Origin of the sequence: Pseudomonas sp. C 49-2 (genome assembly GCF_003970195.1) — a bacterium.
GTDB classification, from domain to species: domain Bacteria; phylum Pseudomonadota; class Gammaproteobacteria; order Pseudomonadales; family Pseudomonadaceae; genus Aquipseudomonas; species Aquipseudomonas canadensis.
On the sequence record NZ_RXYG01000012.1, the window covers coordinates 91627 to 105782 of the forward strand.

16 protein-coding genes are annotated in these 14156 nt (G+C 60.2%); 12 read left to right on the top strand and 4 right to left on the bottom strand.

All coding sequences use genetic code 11. From position 1 onward, the window contains the following. Positions 1-8 precede the first annotated feature (8 nt). The 8 genes from EJ576_RS22690 (at position 9) to EJ576_RS22725 (ending at position 7682) form a co-directional block, all read left to right on the top strand. The gene (locus EJ576_RS22690) at positions 9-278 is read left to right on the top strand and encodes an acyl carrier protein (RefSeq protein ID WP_032864610.1); all 270 of its coding nucleotides are present in this window, start codon (positions 9-11) and stop codon (positions 276-278) included. Between the two features lies 1 nt (position 279). Continuing rightward, positions 280-1722, top strand: coding sequence for a class I adenylate-forming enzyme family protein (locus EJ576_RS22695; protein ID WP_126571174.1), 1443 nt, complete (start codon positions 280-282; stop codon positions 1720-1722). 9 nt (positions 1723-1731) lie between these two features. Continuing rightward, complete coding sequence (locus EJ576_RS22700; RefSeq protein WP_122724481.1) at positions 1732-2415, top strand: hypothetical protein; 684 nt, start codon at positions 1732-1734, stop codon at positions 2413-2415. A 31-nt stretch (positions 2416-2446) separates the two neighbouring features. Continuing rightward, positions 2447-3556 carry a beta-ketoacyl-[acyl-carrier-protein] synthase family protein gene (locus EJ576_RS22705; RefSeq protein WP_126571175.1) on the top strand — a complete coding sequence of 370 codons (1110 nt, stop codon included), beginning with the start codon at positions 2447-2449 and terminating at the stop codon, positions 3554-3556. A 20-nt stretch (positions 3557-3576) separates the two neighbouring features. Beyond that, positions 3577-4086: a hypothetical protein gene (locus EJ576_RS22710; RefSeq protein ID WP_122724485.1), complete on the top strand. Its 510-nt coding sequence runs from the start codon at positions 3577-3579 to the stop codon at positions 4084-4086. Between the two features lie 26 nt (positions 4087-4112). Then, a complete protein-coding gene (locus tag EJ576_RS22715) occupies positions 4113-5801 on the top strand; it encodes an NAD(P)/FAD-dependent oxidoreductase (protein ID WP_028619720.1) in 1689 nt (562 codons plus the stop codon). A gap of 71 nt (positions 5802-5872) precedes the next feature. Continuing rightward, positions 5873-7177 (top strand): 4-aminobutyrate--2-oxoglutarate transaminase, encoded by a 1305-nt coding sequence (gene gabT, locus EJ576_RS22720; RefSeq protein ID WP_122724489.1) that lies wholly within the window; start codon positions 5873-5875, stop codon positions 7175-7177. Between the two features lie 16 nt (positions 7178-7193). Then, positions 7194-7682 (top strand): flavin reductase family protein, encoded by a 489-nt coding sequence (locus EJ576_RS22725; RefSeq protein WP_028619721.1) that lies wholly within the window; start codon positions 7194-7196, stop codon positions 7680-7682. On the opposite strand, the gene EJ576_RS22730 is transcribed toward EJ576_RS22725, so the two are convergent. The 3 genes from EJ576_RS22730 to EJ576_RS22740 form a co-directional block, all read right to left on the bottom strand. Continuing rightward, positions 7679-8353, bottom strand: a complete 675-nt coding sequence (locus EJ576_RS22730) for a glutathione S-transferase family protein (protein WP_071489121.1) — start codon at positions 8351-8353, stop codon at positions 7679-7681. The genes EJ576_RS22725 and EJ576_RS22730 overlap by 4 nt on opposite strands. A gap of 68 nt (positions 8354-8421) precedes the next feature. Next, complete coding sequence (locus tag EJ576_RS22735) at positions 8422-9024, bottom strand: glutathione S-transferase (RefSeq protein WP_126571176.1); 603 nt, start codon at positions 9022-9024, stop codon at positions 8422-8424. Positions 9025-9035: 11 nt separating this feature from the next. Next, on the bottom strand, positions 9036-9422 hold the full coding sequence (locus tag EJ576_RS22740; protein ID WP_122724498.1) for a hypothetical protein: 387 nt from the start codon (positions 9420-9422) through the stop codon (positions 9036-9038). Between the two features lie 144 nt (positions 9423-9566). Between EJ576_RS22740 and EJ576_RS22745 the strand changes: the two genes are divergently transcribed. Next, positions 9567-10466 (top strand): LysR substrate-binding domain-containing protein, encoded by a 900-nt coding sequence (locus EJ576_RS22745; RefSeq protein WP_122724500.1) that lies wholly within the window; start codon positions 9567-9569, stop codon positions 10464-10466. Between the two features lie 16 nt (positions 10467-10482). Further along, complete coding sequence (locus tag EJ576_RS22750) at positions 10483-11277, top strand: SDR family oxidoreductase (protein ID WP_071489123.1); 795 nt, start codon at positions 10483-10485, stop codon at positions 11275-11277. Here EJ576_RS22750 and EJ576_RS22755 read toward each other — a convergent pair. Continuing rightward, the gene (locus EJ576_RS22755) at positions 11262-12230 is read right to left on the bottom strand and encodes a LysR family transcriptional regulator (protein ID WP_126571177.1); all 969 of its coding nucleotides are present in this window, start codon (positions 12228-12230) and stop codon (positions 11262-11264) included. The genes EJ576_RS22750 and EJ576_RS22755 overlap by 16 nt on opposite strands. A gap of 95 nt (positions 12231-12325) precedes the next feature. Between EJ576_RS22755 and EJ576_RS22760 the strand changes: the two genes are divergently transcribed. Further along, positions 12326-13264, top strand: coding sequence for a DMT family transporter (locus tag EJ576_RS22760; protein WP_123474104.1), 939 nt, complete (start codon positions 12326-12328; stop codon positions 13262-13264). Positions 13265-13299: 35 nt separating this feature from the next. After that, entirely contained in the window at positions 13300-14121 is an 822-nt protein-coding gene (locus tag EJ576_RS22765; protein ID WP_158628959.1) for a pyrroline-5-carboxylate reductase, read from the top strand. Positions 14122-14156: the final 35 nt, after the last annotated feature.

Sequence of the window (14156 nt, forward strand, 5' to 3'; positions counted from 1 at the left end):
AGGTTTCCATGAGCGTACATACCCGGCAAGAAGTTATCGCGATTCTGAAGAAAATTGTTTCCGAAAAGTTGGACCTGGATATCCCGGAGTCGCACATAAAAGAGGAGGCGGGGTTCTCCTCGGAAGTGGGCGTGGACTCGATTGGTTTTATCGAGCTGCGTTTTCAATGCGAAGAAGAATTCAAGATTAAGATCAGTGAAGAAGAGTTCGGGCCCGACAACTTCTTTAATTGCAAGACACTGTCTGACTTTATTGTCAACAAGCTTGAGGCTCATTGAAATGAATAGCCTTGTGTCAATCGAACGAAGCAGGGAGTTCTTTCCTGCCGATAAACTGTTGAATATTTCGGCCACCTCATCCGTAGGCGATCATTGCACAGCGACTGACACTTACACGGACTACCTGAGGTTCTGGCAAACCAGTCCGCTGCAGCCTGGACACGTCGTGGTCATCGCCTTGCCGAACACGATCGATGTACTGCACATGTTTTTCGCTGTGCTCAACAGCGGCCTGGTACCGGCGTTGATTGCGCCGACTACCCCGGCTGAGCGGTTTGGGCAGATCATCGAGGATTTCCAGGCCGCGGCGTTGGTGAAGTCGAGTCTGCGCATTGATGGTATTCCCCATGGGCCAGGCGCACGGGCTGAACTCATCGGTCGCTGGAGTGTGCTGATTTTCGATGCGCCGCGTATGCCGTCGACGCGACCTGGTGAGGTCATCATCACCACATCAGGCACTTCAGCGTCGTTCAGCAGCGGTTGCGTGCACCGGTTCGAATCGTTGCAAGCCAATGGCCTGCGACATGCCCACAGCATCGGGCTGCGTAAAGAGGATCGGGTGCTGGTCAATCTGCCGTTGTATTACTCGACGGCACTGGTGGCCCAAGCCATTGCGACCCTGACGCTGGACGCCCAGTTGGTCATCAGCGGTCCGCCCTTTTTACTGCCGCAATACACCCGCGATATCGCCGCGCATCGCATCACGGTCAGTTCGCTGACACCGGTGCTGTTGCGTCAGATCAATGCCTGCGAACCGTCCGGCTTACCGCCTGGGTTGCGCGTATTGAGCGTGGGGGGCGACCACGTACCGGCGGAGCAGGTGCAGCATTGCCTGCAAGCAAACCCGCAATTGGAGCTGTATCTGACGTACGGCATCACCGAAGCCGGGCCCCGCGTGTCGACGTTGGCCGCCCACCGCGTCGACCCTGCCCGGTATGCCTCGGTGGGGCTACCGTTGGCGGGCACCCAAGTGAGGCTCGACTGGCTGTCCGAGAGCCCTTGGCAAGGGGAGTTGCTGGTGTCATCCAATACGTTGCTGCTCAGCAAAATCGGGCGCAGCGCGAAGTCGCCTCTGGTCGATATCGACGGGACGACATGGTTGCGCACCGGCGATATTTTTACCCAGGACGCGCAGGGGTATCTGTTTTTCAAAGGGCGTAAATCGGACTTCCTGGTGATCAACGATGAGAAGGTCAACCTTGGGGCGATCAAGCACATCTGCCGCACGCTGCCAGGGGTCATCAGTTGCCGAACGCTGGTCAAGCCGACACATCAGGCGCTGGCGGGATTCGAGCTGGAAGTGACGCTCGATCAGTCCATCGTGCCGTCCTGCGACGGCCCTTCGTTCAAGCAACACATATTGAAACTGCTCAAGCGCTACGAGCGCCCCGGCCGCATTGACCTGGTCTTTCAGGACGCCGGCTCCATCGTCAATTACAAGTAGGTGACTGCTATGAATGAACAGCTTACGGCTGCGGCCCGCGAAGTGATCAGTCGCTACGCGTTGTCCTCACTGGAGGATGTCATGGCGTTGATTCCCCGGTACATGTGTCATGTGCTGCAGGAGTCCGACCAGTTCGAGACCTACCCGCCCAATGTGGTCAAGTTGAAGTTCGACCCGAGCCAATGGGAGGCCTGCATCCAGCGCTATGAGCACTATCGGGACGTGGTGATTCCCGCGATCAGCCCGCTGGACTACCTCAACGCCATGCTCGACGAGGGGCCGCGGTTGCCGTGTTTCTGCTCGGAAATGGCCAACGTGGCGGGCGTGCTCGTCAGCCAGTTGCTCGGCCAGAAGGTCTACGCGGTGAGGAACATCTTCGTCAACTATCTGTACCTGCCACAGCGCTGGCATTGCATCAACGCGCTGATACAGGACAACCGTATCCGCTACTTCGATGCCTCGGCCTATGCCCAGGTACTGGACAAGAAGCGCCGCAAGATCGTCGAACCATCGCAGTTGCCGGGCTTCAATGCCGCCGATATCGACGAAACCTTCATCCACAGCGACCGCTGGCTGCAAAGCGAGCCGTTTGCCCGGCGCATCGAGCTGGTCTCGGGCGAGTTGCTTGATAACTACTATCCCTCGCCAGTGAACGACAAGCCGGTTGACGAATTTCAACGGGTCTACGGCTGAGGCGACTCCCGATTTTTCTGCTGGAGGCACTATGAACAAGGTTGTAGTGACAGGTCTCGGATGGACCACCGCGTTAGGGTCTCAATTGCAGACCGTATGGGAGCGGCTGGTAGAGGGTCAGACAGGCATACGTGATCTGCCCGTCGAATATCCGCTCAAGAACACGCTGGCAGGCTTCCTGCCGGACAGCGACATCGCCGAGCCGAAGGCACGGCTGCTGGATCTGACGCAACGCACGGTCAAGGCGGCATTGGACGATGCCCGAGTGGCCGTCAGCGGGCAAAACCCCCGGCAGTTTCTGATTGCCGGCACCAGCCTTGGGTATCGCCTGGACAGCCTGGCGTTTCATGAAGATCCGCTGCATGAATGGGTAGTGACCACCGCGCAGCAACTCGGTTTGCAGCCGTTGGCGCTGTCCACCGCGTGCTCGTCGGGCTCGGATGCGCTGATGCTGGGGGCTTACCTGATCCGAGCCGGGTTGGCCGACACCTGTGTCTGTGGCGGTGCGGATATCCTCGGCCGCTCCAAACGCCTGGCTCATACCGCGTTGGGCACCATGTCGGCGACTCGACTGCGGGCGTTCGACCAGCGTCACGACGGCACGCTGCTGGGGGAGGGCGCGGGGTTCCTGGTGCTGGAGCGTCAAGGGCAGGAGGCGCGTAAGCCCTATGCCTATCTGCTGGGCTGTGGCTCGGCCAACGATGCCGCCGGACTGACTGCGCCGGACGAGCAAGGCACGGGTATTCGCCTGGCCTTGGACCGGTCTCTGGAGGAGGCGGGGATTCACCGTAACCAGATCGGCCTGGTCAATGCCCATGGCTCCGGAACCCTGACCAATGACCGGGTGGAAAGCGCAGCCTATGCCGATTACTTCAGCGGCTACCAGCCCATCGTCTTTGCCACGAAAGGCGCCTTTGGCCACACATTGGGCGCAACCGGGGCGTTGGAGGCGATTGCCTTGGTCAAGAGCCTGCAGACCGGAGTCGTGCCGCCCATTCACGGGCTTGAGACGCCGATCGCGAACCTGGATTTCCGCTTGCCCGTCGGCACGGCATTGCAGGCCCAGGCGCAGATCGGCCTGAGCCTCACCATCGGCTTTGGCGGGTTCAATACCAGCCTTGTGTTCCAACGCTACAGCTAAGTCACTTCAAGGAGGGTCTCATGAAAATCCTGGATCGTGCTCATGCCAGCAACTTCACCTACAACGACCTTGATGAAGGCTTGCGCAAAGGCCTCAAAAGCGCTGACCCGTCGGTCTACAGCGTGCTGTCCAGCGTCAGCGAGTTGTACCTCAAATACCACGAACGCCTCGACCCGGTGCGTGCTCAGGTCGGGTTCATTTATTACGGCAACGCTTATCCCAAGACCACTACCGGCAGGATCGTCGAAGGCCTGGCCAGCAAGGACCGTGTTTCGCCCTCGGACTTTATCAACGCCAATGCCGGAGCGGCGACCTCCATCTGTTGCACACGCTATGGCTTTCAGGGACCGACGCTGGTCCTGACCATGCCTGGACGTGATGTTCAAGCCATTGCCCGAGGCTTGGCCGACTATTGGCTAGCCACGGGCCAGGCCGACTATCTGTTTCTGGTCGAGGCCCAGACCGACAGCGTCGAGGTGCTTCAGGTCAGCACCGAACTCCTACAGCGCGCAAGTGCGCACTTTCACTGAATCAATACCCACCGATCGAGGTTGTCATGGAAAACACTTACGACGTAGCCATCATTGGCAGTGGCATTGCCGGAACCATGTTGGGCGCTATCCTGGCCAAGGAAGGTGTGAGCGTGGTCATCATCGACGCTGGCACCCATCCGCGTTTTGCAGTGGGCGAATCGATGGTGCCCGAGAGCGCTGTGCTGTTGAAAATCCTGGCCAACCGTTACGCCATACCGGAGTTGGCCTACCCCGGCGAACTCAATTCGCTGATCAAGCATGTGGGTTCCTCATCGGCCGGGATCAAGTTGGCGTTCAGTTTTGCCTGGAACGGCAAACACCAGGAACATAACCCGCTGGATGTGGTGTCCACTCCGGTTATCGCCCCCGAGGCCCATCTGTTCCGACAGGATGTGGACGCCTATTACCTGGCCCTGGCCGCCAGGCTCGGCGCGACCATCAAGCAACAAGCGCGGATTCAGGATATTGAAGAAACCGCCGACGGCATGATCCTGAACCTGGGCCGCGAACAGCTCAGCGCACGCTACGTGGTGGACGCGGCGGGTTACCGTTCGCCCATCGCCGACAAGTACCAGCTACGCCAGGGCGCCCGGGAAATGCAGGCGCGTACCCGGTCGATCTTCACGCACATGACCGGGGTAAAGCTCTACGAAGAGGTCATCGCGTCGACCCAGGCTTCCGGTTCGCCTACACCCCTGGCGCAAAGCACGTTGCACCATATGTTCAAGGGCGGATGGCTGTGGATCATCCCGTTCAACAATCATCCTCACTCCACCAATCCGCTATGCAGCATCGGGCTGCAGTTGGATATCGACGAGCATGGTCCTGCGGGTGATCCAGAGGTGGAGTTCAAGCAGTTTCTTGACGATCACCCTTCCGTTGCCCGGCATTTCGAGGGCGCGGCCAGGGTGCGCGAATGGACCGTAGCCCCGCGACTCAACTACACCAGCCGCGAAAGCGTAGGGGACCGTTATTGCTTGCTTGGGCATGCAGTGGGTTTTGTCGACCCCTTGTTTTCTCGTGGCCTGGTCAATACCTTCGAGTCGATTGCGCGGGTGGCACCGAAGATCCTCAAGGCGGTCCAGACTGACGTCTGGCGCAAAGAAGACTTTCTCTCTTATCAGGATTACAGCCTGGAAGTGGTGAAAGTGAACGACCGCCTGGTGGCCAACTCCTTTACCGCGTTCGACAGCTTCCCACTCTGGAATGCGTGGTTCAGGGTGTGGATCAGTGGCAGTTACATTGGCGTGCTGCGGTTTCGCAAGATTCTCTCCGACTACCTCAAGACCGGCGATAACGAGGCGTTGGAACAGGCGTTCGAGACGGCAACCTATGCCGGGCACCTGTCGATCGAGAGTCCGTATTACGAAGCGCTGTTTGAGGCCGCTTGCACCGCCATGGAAGCCTACCGTGCCGGCCAGCAGAGCGAAGCGCAGACCATCGAGGTATTGCAGCGCTTGTTCGAAGAGCAGCGCGAGCATTTGCCGATCGATTTCGCCGATTTCTCCAACCGCTTCATCTCCCGCGCGAGCCAGGAGTTTGCCGATTCGTTGCTCAAGTGGGCCAATGACGCACCGGGCGGGCTCAAGGCACGGTTTGACCGCGGCAATGCACCGGTCAAGTTCGACTTCCTCGACAGCTACCGTTACGGCGACCGCCTGCAGCTGGCTGCCGAGGCAGATGCAGCGCTGCAAGCCTATCGGGCCCGCTGAGTTCCCCCACTGCATGCGGCTCCGGTGAAGGCTGGAGCCGCTTTGACTGTCGTCTACGAGAGGGCAAGGGTATGCAAGATACAACCCAGGCATTGGCGCAGCGACGCACCCAGGCAGTCGCCCGGGGCGTCAACCAGGCCCATGCCGTGTACGTGGAGCGTGCCGACAATGCGCTGCTATGGGATGTCGAAGGGCGGCGCTACGTGGATTTCTGCGGCGGGATTGCAGCGCTCAATACCGGTCACCTGCACCCGCAGGTGGTTGACGCGGTGCAGGCGCAATTGCAGCAGTTTTCCCATACGTGTTTTGCGGCGGTGCCCTATGAGAGCTATATCGCGGTCTGTGAAGCGATCAACGCGAGGGTGCCGGGCGATTTTGCCAAGAAGACGCTGCTGCTGACCACGGGCTCTGAGGCGGTAGAAAGTGCATTGAAAATCGCCCGCGTACACACAGGCCGCACGGGTGTGATTGTGTTCACCGGCGCCTATCACGGCCGAACGCTGATGACCCTGGCGATGACCGCCAAGGTCAACCCCTATGCCCAGGGCATGGGACTGATGCCCGGTGGTGTCTATCGGGCGATGTTCCCGGATGCGGACGCCGGCGTTTCGGTGGTCGAGGCGATGAACAGCATTTACCGGATCTTCAGCAGCGACGCCGCACCGGAAGATATCGCTGCCATCGTTATTGAGCCGGTCCAGGGTGAAGGGGGATTTGTCGCAGCTCCTGTGGCGTTCATGGTGGCGCTACGCGCCTTGTGCGACCAGCATGGCATTGTGCTGGTCGCGGATGAAATACAGTGTGGCGCGGGGCGTACCGGCAGTTTTTTCGCGATGGAGCAAATGGGCGTCCATGCCGACTTGATTGTGTTCGGCAAGTCGATTGCCGGCGGGCTGCCGTTATCCGGCGTGACCGGCAAGGCTGAAATCATGGACGCGCCCCTGCCCGGCGGCCTCGGTGGCACCTACGCCGGGAACCCGCTGGCCTGCTCGGCTGCATTGGCCGTCCTGCGGGTATTCGATGAGCAAGGGTTGCTCAACGTCGCCCGCGAACTGGGCGAGGATCTGCGCGACAACCTCAAGGAAATCACCGGCGCCCTTGGTATCCATTGCCGTATCCGCGGCCTGGGGGCGATGGTTGCCCTGGAGCTGTTTGACGATGCGGCGCACCGTGTACCTTCTGCGCGCCTGGCCCGGCAACTGATCCAATGTGCGCGCGAGCGAGGCTTGCTCCTGCTGGCGTGCGGGCAATACGGCAATGTCATCCGTTTTCTCATGCCACTGACCATTCCCCGGCCCGTGTTGCTCGAAGGTCTGGAGATACTGGCGGCATGCTTGACGACAATCGACAACCACACCGTGGTTGGCCAACTCTGAAAAGGTGGACAGGGACATGCAGACGCTTGAAAAACAGATGGACACGCGCGCGTTGCGTAACGCCTACGGCAAGTACGCCACGGGGGTCACCGTTGTCACAACCCTGGATGATCGAGGCGCGCCTGCCGGGCTGACGGTCAGCAGCTTCAATTCGGTGTCATTGGAGCCGGCCCTGGTCTTGTGGAGCCTGCGCAAGGAATCTTACACCGCCCGTGCATTCCAGGCGGCGGATGGCTTCGCGATCAATGTACTGGCCCATGAGCAACAACTGCTGAGCGACCGTTTTGCCACGCCGACCGCTGACAAGTTCAGCCAGGTGCCCTATGCAATCAGCGAAAACCAGCTGCCGTTGATCGATGGCGCGATTGCTCAGTTCGAATGCATCAAGCGCAATGAGTTCGACGGTGGCGATCATTGGATTTTCATCGGCGAAGTCATCAGCTTCACACTCAATGAAGGCAACCCGCTGATCTTTCATGCAGGCAAGTACGCCACGGCGGTCTAGCCCGTCGCGCGGCGATCGGCAATGGCCATAAGCTTGTCGACGTCGCCGTGCGTGCGCTCATGATACGGCGCGCCTGCATCATAGGCGCGTCGAACATCGTCCCGTTGGGCCATGTGTTGCAGGTACTGCACGGTGTGAGGTAGCGCCTCCAGGCTGATGTGCAGCACCTTGTGCAGCCGCAGCCAGGGATAAATCGCCATGTCGGCGATGGAAAATTCGCCGCAGATAAACGCGCGCCCGGCGATGGCTTGCTCGAAGACCTGGAACAGCGTGCGGGTCTGGTTCAGATAACGGTTGGCCGAGTATGCCTCGGGTTGGGAAGCCTGATGGTGGAAGTGATAATTCTGGCCGGCCATCGGTCCCAGGCTGCTGACTTGCCAGATCAGCCATTGCACCACCTGCCAGCGCTGCTCGGGCGAGGTCCCGCGAAAACGGGCGTGCTTGTCCGCCAGGTAGAGCAGCACCGCCGCCGACTCCACCACCACTTGCTGGGTATCGTGGTCGAGCAGCACCGGAATCTTCGCGTGCGGGTTTAGCTGCAGATACGCGGGAAGGTGCTGCTCATCGCGGGCGAGGTTGATGTGGCAGATGTCGTAATTGACCGCCAGGGCCTCAAGCATCAGCAGGATTTTATAACCGTTGGCGGTAGGTGAAAAAAATACGGTGTACATAGGGGGCGTTCATGTGGGCACAGGGCGAGGAGCCGGTGGGGACCGGCTCGCGTGGCGTTTGAGCCAGTTTATTGGATGGGGTATTGCTTGAAGGCCGGGAGTTCCTCCAGGCGCTTGGCGTGACGCTGCAGGTACGGGAAGGACTCGGCGTTGACCACTGAGGCGACCGTGAACTGGCTGAACGACCACGCCACCGCAGCGGTAATGGCGCCTTGAGTCAGCGTTTCGTCGGACGCGTGGGCCAGGCGTTTTTCCAAGGTCGAGTAGGCTGCCAGCAATTGGCCGGTCACCCGGTCGAGCCAGGGCTCGTGGAGCTTTTCGGCGGGGCGCAGATTATGCTCGTACACAATCTGTACGGTTTTTTCACAGGCGGCCAGTGCGAGCCCGATCAATTGCAGGTCCTGGGCGCGCTCGCTGGCGCGATCGGGCAACAGCTTCCTGTCGGCCGGCGCCAGCGCTTCGAAGTATTCGAGGATCAGGCTTGAGTCCATCAACACGGTTGAATCGTCCAGCACCAGGGAGGGCGCCTTGACGACCGGATTGATTTGGGCAAATTGCTCGTAGGTGCTGAATACCGAGAGCGGCTGATGCTCAAAGTCGACGCCATACAGGTCCAGGGAGATTGCGACGCGGCGCACGTAGGGCGAGTCCAGCATGCCAACCAGTTTCATGAAGCCTCCATTTACGTCAGGGTAATTTTCAAAGTGCAGTGGGGATGCTTGAGGTATTTGTAGAGATCCAGAAGCAACCCGCGCACGCGAGGACTGGCCTCGTCGGCGGCCAGGAACAGCGCGATTTCCCCGTCGCCCTCCAGCAGAATCAGGCCCGGCGCAAGACAGGTGAAATCCCCGGGTTCCAGGCAGACATCGGTACCTTGGGACGTCATCCAATGACGCCCTTTCAGCGCGACGACATAGGCTTGCTGTTCCAACCAGAAAGAGAGTAGTTGATCCTTGGTCACCAGCCATTTCACGGAATGTCGGCCCAAGGCCATTTTCGCCAGCAACACCTGCGGAGCCTGAGTGATTCGGGCGGTCGAGACGCTCTGTTCCATGATCGTGGTTTTCATCGAAGACGCTCCGCGGTTCGCGAGGTGACGGTGGAACGAAAAGACGCCTGCATCTGGCAGGATTGTTAATTTGAGGTTACTTTATCCTGAGTATAGCCCTCAAAGTATCGATAATTTTTACCACAATAGGTTAGTTTAGCTTACATGAGTGCATTCCCCCCGTTGACCTGCCTGCGCAGTTTTGAAGCCACTTCCAGGTTGGGGAGCGTCACCCTGGCAGCCAAGGAATTGCACGTTACCCATTCAGCCATCAGCCAGCAGATCAAGGTGCTGGAAGAGATTGTCGGCTTGACCCTGTTCGTGCGTGAAGGGCGGGGCTTGCGTGTCAGCGAGGATGGGCGGCTGTACGCGTTGCAGATCCGCAAAGCCTTGGGCGATATCGCCGAAGCCACGCGATTGATCCAGGCACAGCCCAAGATGGGGGAGTTGGTGGTGGCGGTATTGCCGTCGTTTGGCCGGTCCTGGCTGTTACCGCGCCTACCACGTTTTCAGCAGCTTTACCCTCATATCAGCATTCGTCTGCAAGCCAGCCTGACCATCTCCAACTTGCATCAGGAATCGGTGGATATCGGTATCCGTATGGGCAAGGGGGATTGGGAAGGGGTCGAGCAGAAGCTGTTGTTCCACGATGAAGTCGTCGTCGTCGCCGCCCCCCACTTCAATAGCGGGCGCCTGCCGCAAACACCGCAAGAGGTCATCGACAGCGAGATCATCTACAACACTGAATCATGGTTGCCCTGGTGCGAGGCCGCGGGCGTTGAAATGGGCAAAGAACGCAAGGGGTTGTGCAGCAACGACTCCAATCTGGTCTTGGAGGCGGTTCGCCTGGGGCAGGGCATCACGCTGGAGCGGCGCAGTCTGGTGCATGACGCTATCGAGCGCGGAGAGCTGGTCCAGTTGTGCGATGTGAGTGCGCCCTATGCCTATCCGTATTGGCTGGTGTGGCCACCCAGGGAAAGTTCGGAAGACAAGCAGCGCGAATTCTCCCATTGGCTGTCCGGGGAAGTGGAGCGTTATCTTGACCAACTGAGAAAAAACGCCTGAAGGAGGCCCCGCCCGAATGGATCTGTTTTTGCAACAACGCCTGGTAGTGGTCGCCGGCGGTAGCTCAGGCATTGGCCTGGCCTGCGCCCAGGCTTTTGCCGCCGAAGGCGCGCGGGTGGCAATTGTTTCGAGGTCACATCAGCGGCTTGAGCAGGCGCAACGCGTGTGCGAGGAAGCGGGCCTGCACGTGCATCCTTTTGCCGGCGACCTGTCAGACGCCGATCAGGCTCAAGCGGTCATTGACGCAATCAGCGCGCGCCATGGCGCCATCAACGTGCTGGTCAACAGTGCCGGTGCCGCTGCGAGACACCCGGTGAGTCAACTTACTCCGGCCCATTACCTGGAGGCGTTCAGCGCCAAGTTCTGCCCCTACATCAACACCCAGCATGCGGTGCTTGCCCATTTTCTTGGCCAGGCGCAGCCGTCGCTGCGGGCGGTGGTCAATATCGTCGGCATCGGTGGCCGGGTCGCAATGCCCGAGCATGTCGCCGGCGGTGCAGCCAATGCAGCGTTGATCCTCACGTCACAGGGGTTGGCGCAGGCCTATGGCTGCCAAGGCATCCGTATCAACGTGATCAACCCTGGGTTTACCCTGACGCCCCGTACCCAGGCGACCTTGGAACGTATGGCGCAACGCAGCGGCGAAAGCCTTGAGCAGACCCTGGCGCGACAGCAGGCATCGATCCCGATGGGCAGGTTTGCCCGCGCGGGGGAAGTGGCCGATCTGGCGTTGTTCCTGGCCAGTCCAAGAGCGTCCTATTTGTCGGGGGCGGTCATCAATATGGACGGTGGGGCCTACCCCGGGGCGTAGGCCCTACCCGGCGCAAAGGCCGACGGTTGCCCGGCGGCGCGCAGCAGGCCATTGATCAGGTACTGCTGATCATGCGACTGGTGTGCCGATTGCGTCCAGACCAGCCTGTATTCGTAGGGGGAGGTGAGTTGATGGCGGTCGCCGAACACGGCTACCAGGCGTCCGTCGGCCAATTCGTCTTGCAGCAGCGCAGAACTGCCGATCATTACCCCGCCATTCTGCGCCACTTCATGCATGGCATAGCCCACACCGCTGAAGGAAAGCGCTGCCGTCGTCTGCGTATCGCACTTGGCAATCGCCGTGAACCAGTCGTCCCAAGTGGCATTGCCCAAGCGATCGTCGTGGTACCAGGGTGACTGGACCAGCCGCGCACCCACCAGGTCCAGCGGTTCGTCGACAGGCCCAAGGCTGTTCAGGTAGGCAGGGCTGCAAACGGGGAAGTAGCGGTCCTGCAGCAGCAACGCCGAATGGCTCAACACAAGTTCGCGCGGGCAGTAGCGAATCGCCAGATCGGCATCGCCATGGTCGAGGTTGCGCACTTCGGAACTCGGGTCGATCGTCAATGCAAGGTTACCGCCAGCATACGCGGTGATGGCCGGCAACCGCTTGCTCAACCAGTGACTGGTGATGGACACCGTGCAAGTCAACACGATGCTGGCGCCGGTTTGCGGGCGCATATCCTGGGTGGCCTTGAGCAGCAGCGAGAAGGCCTTGGACACGTCACGGGCCAGGCGCTGCCCCGACTCATTGAGGGTTACGCCGTTAGCGGTGCGATGAAAGAGGCTCAGCCCCAGGTCGTCCTCCAATTGGCGGATCTGCCGGCTCACTGCGCCCACGGTCACGCACAACTCCTGGGCGGCTTCGGTGAGCGTGCGGCAGCGTGAGGCGGCTTCGAACGCACGCAAGGCGCTGAGGGAAGGGAGGCGGTGAGGTTTTTCCAGGTTGAGTTTCATGCAAGCACCTTAGCAAAAAATCGATTACTTGCCAGAGGTGATGCGCATAGCCTTGAACCTATGTTTTTCAATGCCGTGGCTCAAGGTCTATGACGATGCTCGACACACGCAAATCCCTCGATGTCTTTTCCGTGTCCACGATGATGGTCCTGTGCCTGTTATGGGGCGGGCAGCAGGTATTGATCAAACTGGCCGCGCCGCAGCTCGATCCGCTGATGCAATTGACAATTCGATATGCCATTTCCGCGCTGATCCTTGGGGGTTACCTGTGGTATCGCCAGGGTGCCGGGCTGTTCGGCGATAACACCGTCGGCGCGGGTATCGTGGTCGGAATCCTGGTAGCCCTGGAATCGATCTTCATCGCTGAAGGCTTGCGCTACAGCAGTGCCAGCCATATCACCGTGTTTCTGTACACCGGCCCCTTGTTTGCGAGTTTCGGCCTGCATTTCCTGCGCGAGGAGGAACGTCTCAGTGGCAGCCAATGGTGTTTCGTGGTGCTGGCGTTCCTTGGCATCGTCATTACCTTCATGGGGCGGGGCGACGGTGCCCAGGGCAACACGCTGCTGGGGGATGGGCTCGGGCTGCTGTCCGGAGCCGCCTGGGGGGCCACCACCATTGCAGTGCGTACGTCGACGCTCGCCAGTGCGCGACCGGAGAAAACCCTGTTTTACCAGGTGAGTATCGCGACGCTGTTGATCTTTCCGCTGACCTTTTTCATGGGCCACTCCACCTTTGAGATCGACGGTGCGGTGGTCGCGAACCTGACCTTCCAGACCCTGGTTCTGGTCCTGGGGACCTTCCTGGGCTGGTATTGGCTGCTGACCAAATACCTTGCGTCACGCCTGTCCGTGCTGCAGCTGTTAACGCCGGTGGCAGGTGTGGCACTGGGGGTGGTGGTCCTCAACGATGCGTTGGACCTGTGGTTCGTGTGCGGAGCCCTGCTGGTCCTGATTGGCATCCTGGGTGTGAGCGTGCTGGAGGTCCTGAGCGTGCGCCGCGCAGGAGCGACTTCGCGCCTGGCATCCGAGGCGTGATGCCGCTGTTTCCAACGGTCAAGGGTCAACTCGCTATGGATATGAATGACTGCAAGACAGTGTTGTCCACCCGCATCGGCATTGTCGGCTCGGGCCACTTGGGGGTCGCCCTGGCCCAAGGGCTGATTGCCGCCGGCTTACCCAGGGCCAACCTGTTGCTCAGCAATCGGCATTCCAGCGCTGCGCGGGGCAGGCTCAAGAAGGCCGGGCTGGAAGACCGATATGCCGACAACCGGCGAGTCGTCGATGAGTCGCAGTTGATCCTGCTGACCGTAAGGCCTCAGGACTACCGGGCGTTGAGCGGGCTGCAGCTCAAGAGCGGCACTGTGCTGGTCTCGTTTATCGCCGGTTTGCCGGTTGAGCGCATCAAGTCCCTGTTCCAGCCGCCCCCCCAGATCGTCCGTGTCATGGTCAGCGCCCCGGATACGATTGCCGGCGCCTGTGCCATCGGCGCGCGTTATGGCGCCGATTCGGCCCTGGTTGATGGGTTGCTGCGCCGGTTGGGAATCGAACTGATCAACCTGCCATCGGAAGCTGAATTCGACGCCTTTACCGTCTATGGCCCCTGCCTGCCGATTGTTTTGACCTACTGCGAGAGCCTGGCCGTCAACGTGTCCCAGGAAGCCATTGCCAGGGGCGCCACAGCGTGCAACCTGCCGCCCTGGGGCAAGGTGATTGCGTGGGCCAACGCCGTAAGGCCCCGGGGGCTGGATGACCGTGCCCGGCGCGACTACCTGCACAGCGCCACCACGCCAGGTGGCGTGACGGAAGCCTTGCTGGACGCCGTAGGCGAAGGCTTGACGTTGTCCGACTGTTTCCGAGCCGGTATTGCGCGCAGCCAACGGCTGGCGGGCTAAGGCTTATTTCCCCACGTGACATCAATCGAGGATCG

Excerpts from the sequence above, each read along its gene's own strand:
- EJ576_RS22710 (WP_122724485.1), top strand. The coding sequence starts at position 3,577 with ATGAAAATCCTGGATCGTGCTCATGCCAGCAACTTCACCTACAACGAC.
- gabT (WP_122724489.1), top strand. The coding sequence starts at position 5,873 with ATGCAAGATACAACCCAGGCATTGGCGCAGCGACGCACCCAGGCAGTC.
- EJ576_RS22740 (WP_122724498.1), bottom strand. The coding sequence starts at position 9,422 with ATGAAAACCACGATCATGGAACAGAGCGTCTCGACCGCCCGAATCACT.
- EJ576_RS22715 (WP_028619720.1), top strand. The coding sequence starts at position 4,113 with ATGGAAAACACTTACGACGTAGCCATCATTGGCAGTGGCATTGCCGGA.
- EJ576_RS22705 (WP_126571175.1), top strand. The coding sequence starts at position 2,447 with ATGAACAAGGTTGTAGTGACAGGTCTCGGATGGACCACCGCGTTAGGG.
- EJ576_RS22725 (WP_028619721.1), top strand. The coding sequence starts at position 7,194 with ATGCAGACGCTTGAAAAACAGATGGACACGCGCGCGTTGCGTAACGCC.
- EJ576_RS22735 (WP_126571176.1), bottom strand. The coding sequence starts at position 9,024 with ATGAAACTGGTTGGCATGCTGGACTCGCCCTACGTGCGCCGCGTCGCA.
- EJ576_RS22730 (WP_071489121.1), bottom strand. The coding sequence starts at position 8,353 with ATGTACACCGTATTTTTTTCACCTACCGCCAACGGTTATAAAATCCTG.
- EJ576_RS22760 (WP_123474104.1), top strand. The coding sequence starts at position 12,326 with ATGCTCGACACACGCAAATCCCTCGATGTCTTTTCCGTGTCCACGATG.
- EJ576_RS22745 (WP_122724500.1), top strand. The coding sequence starts at position 9,567 with ATGAGTGCATTCCCCCCGTTGACCTGCCTGCGCAGTTTTGAAGCCACT.
- EJ576_RS22750 (WP_071489123.1), top strand. The coding sequence starts at position 10,483 with ATGGATCTGTTTTTGCAACAACGCCTGGTAGTGGTCGCCGGCGGTAGC.
- EJ576_RS22755 (WP_126571177.1), bottom strand. The coding sequence starts at position 12,230 with ATGAAACTCAACCTGGAAAAACCTCACCGCCTCCCTTCCCTCAGCGCC.
- EJ576_RS22765 (WP_158628959.1), top strand. The coding sequence starts at position 13,300 with ATGGATATGAATGACTGCAAGACAGTGTTGTCCACCCGCATCGGCATT.
- EJ576_RS22690 (WP_032864610.1), top strand. The coding sequence starts at position 9 with ATGAGCGTACATACCCGGCAAGAAGTTATCGCGATTCTGAAGAAAATT.
- EJ576_RS22695 (WP_126571174.1), top strand. The coding sequence starts at position 280 with ATGAATAGCCTTGTGTCAATCGAACGAAGCAGGGAGTTCTTTCCTGCC.
- EJ576_RS22700 (WP_122724481.1), top strand. The coding sequence starts at position 1,732 with ATGAATGAACAGCTTACGGCTGCGGCCCGCGAAGTGATCAGTCGCTAC.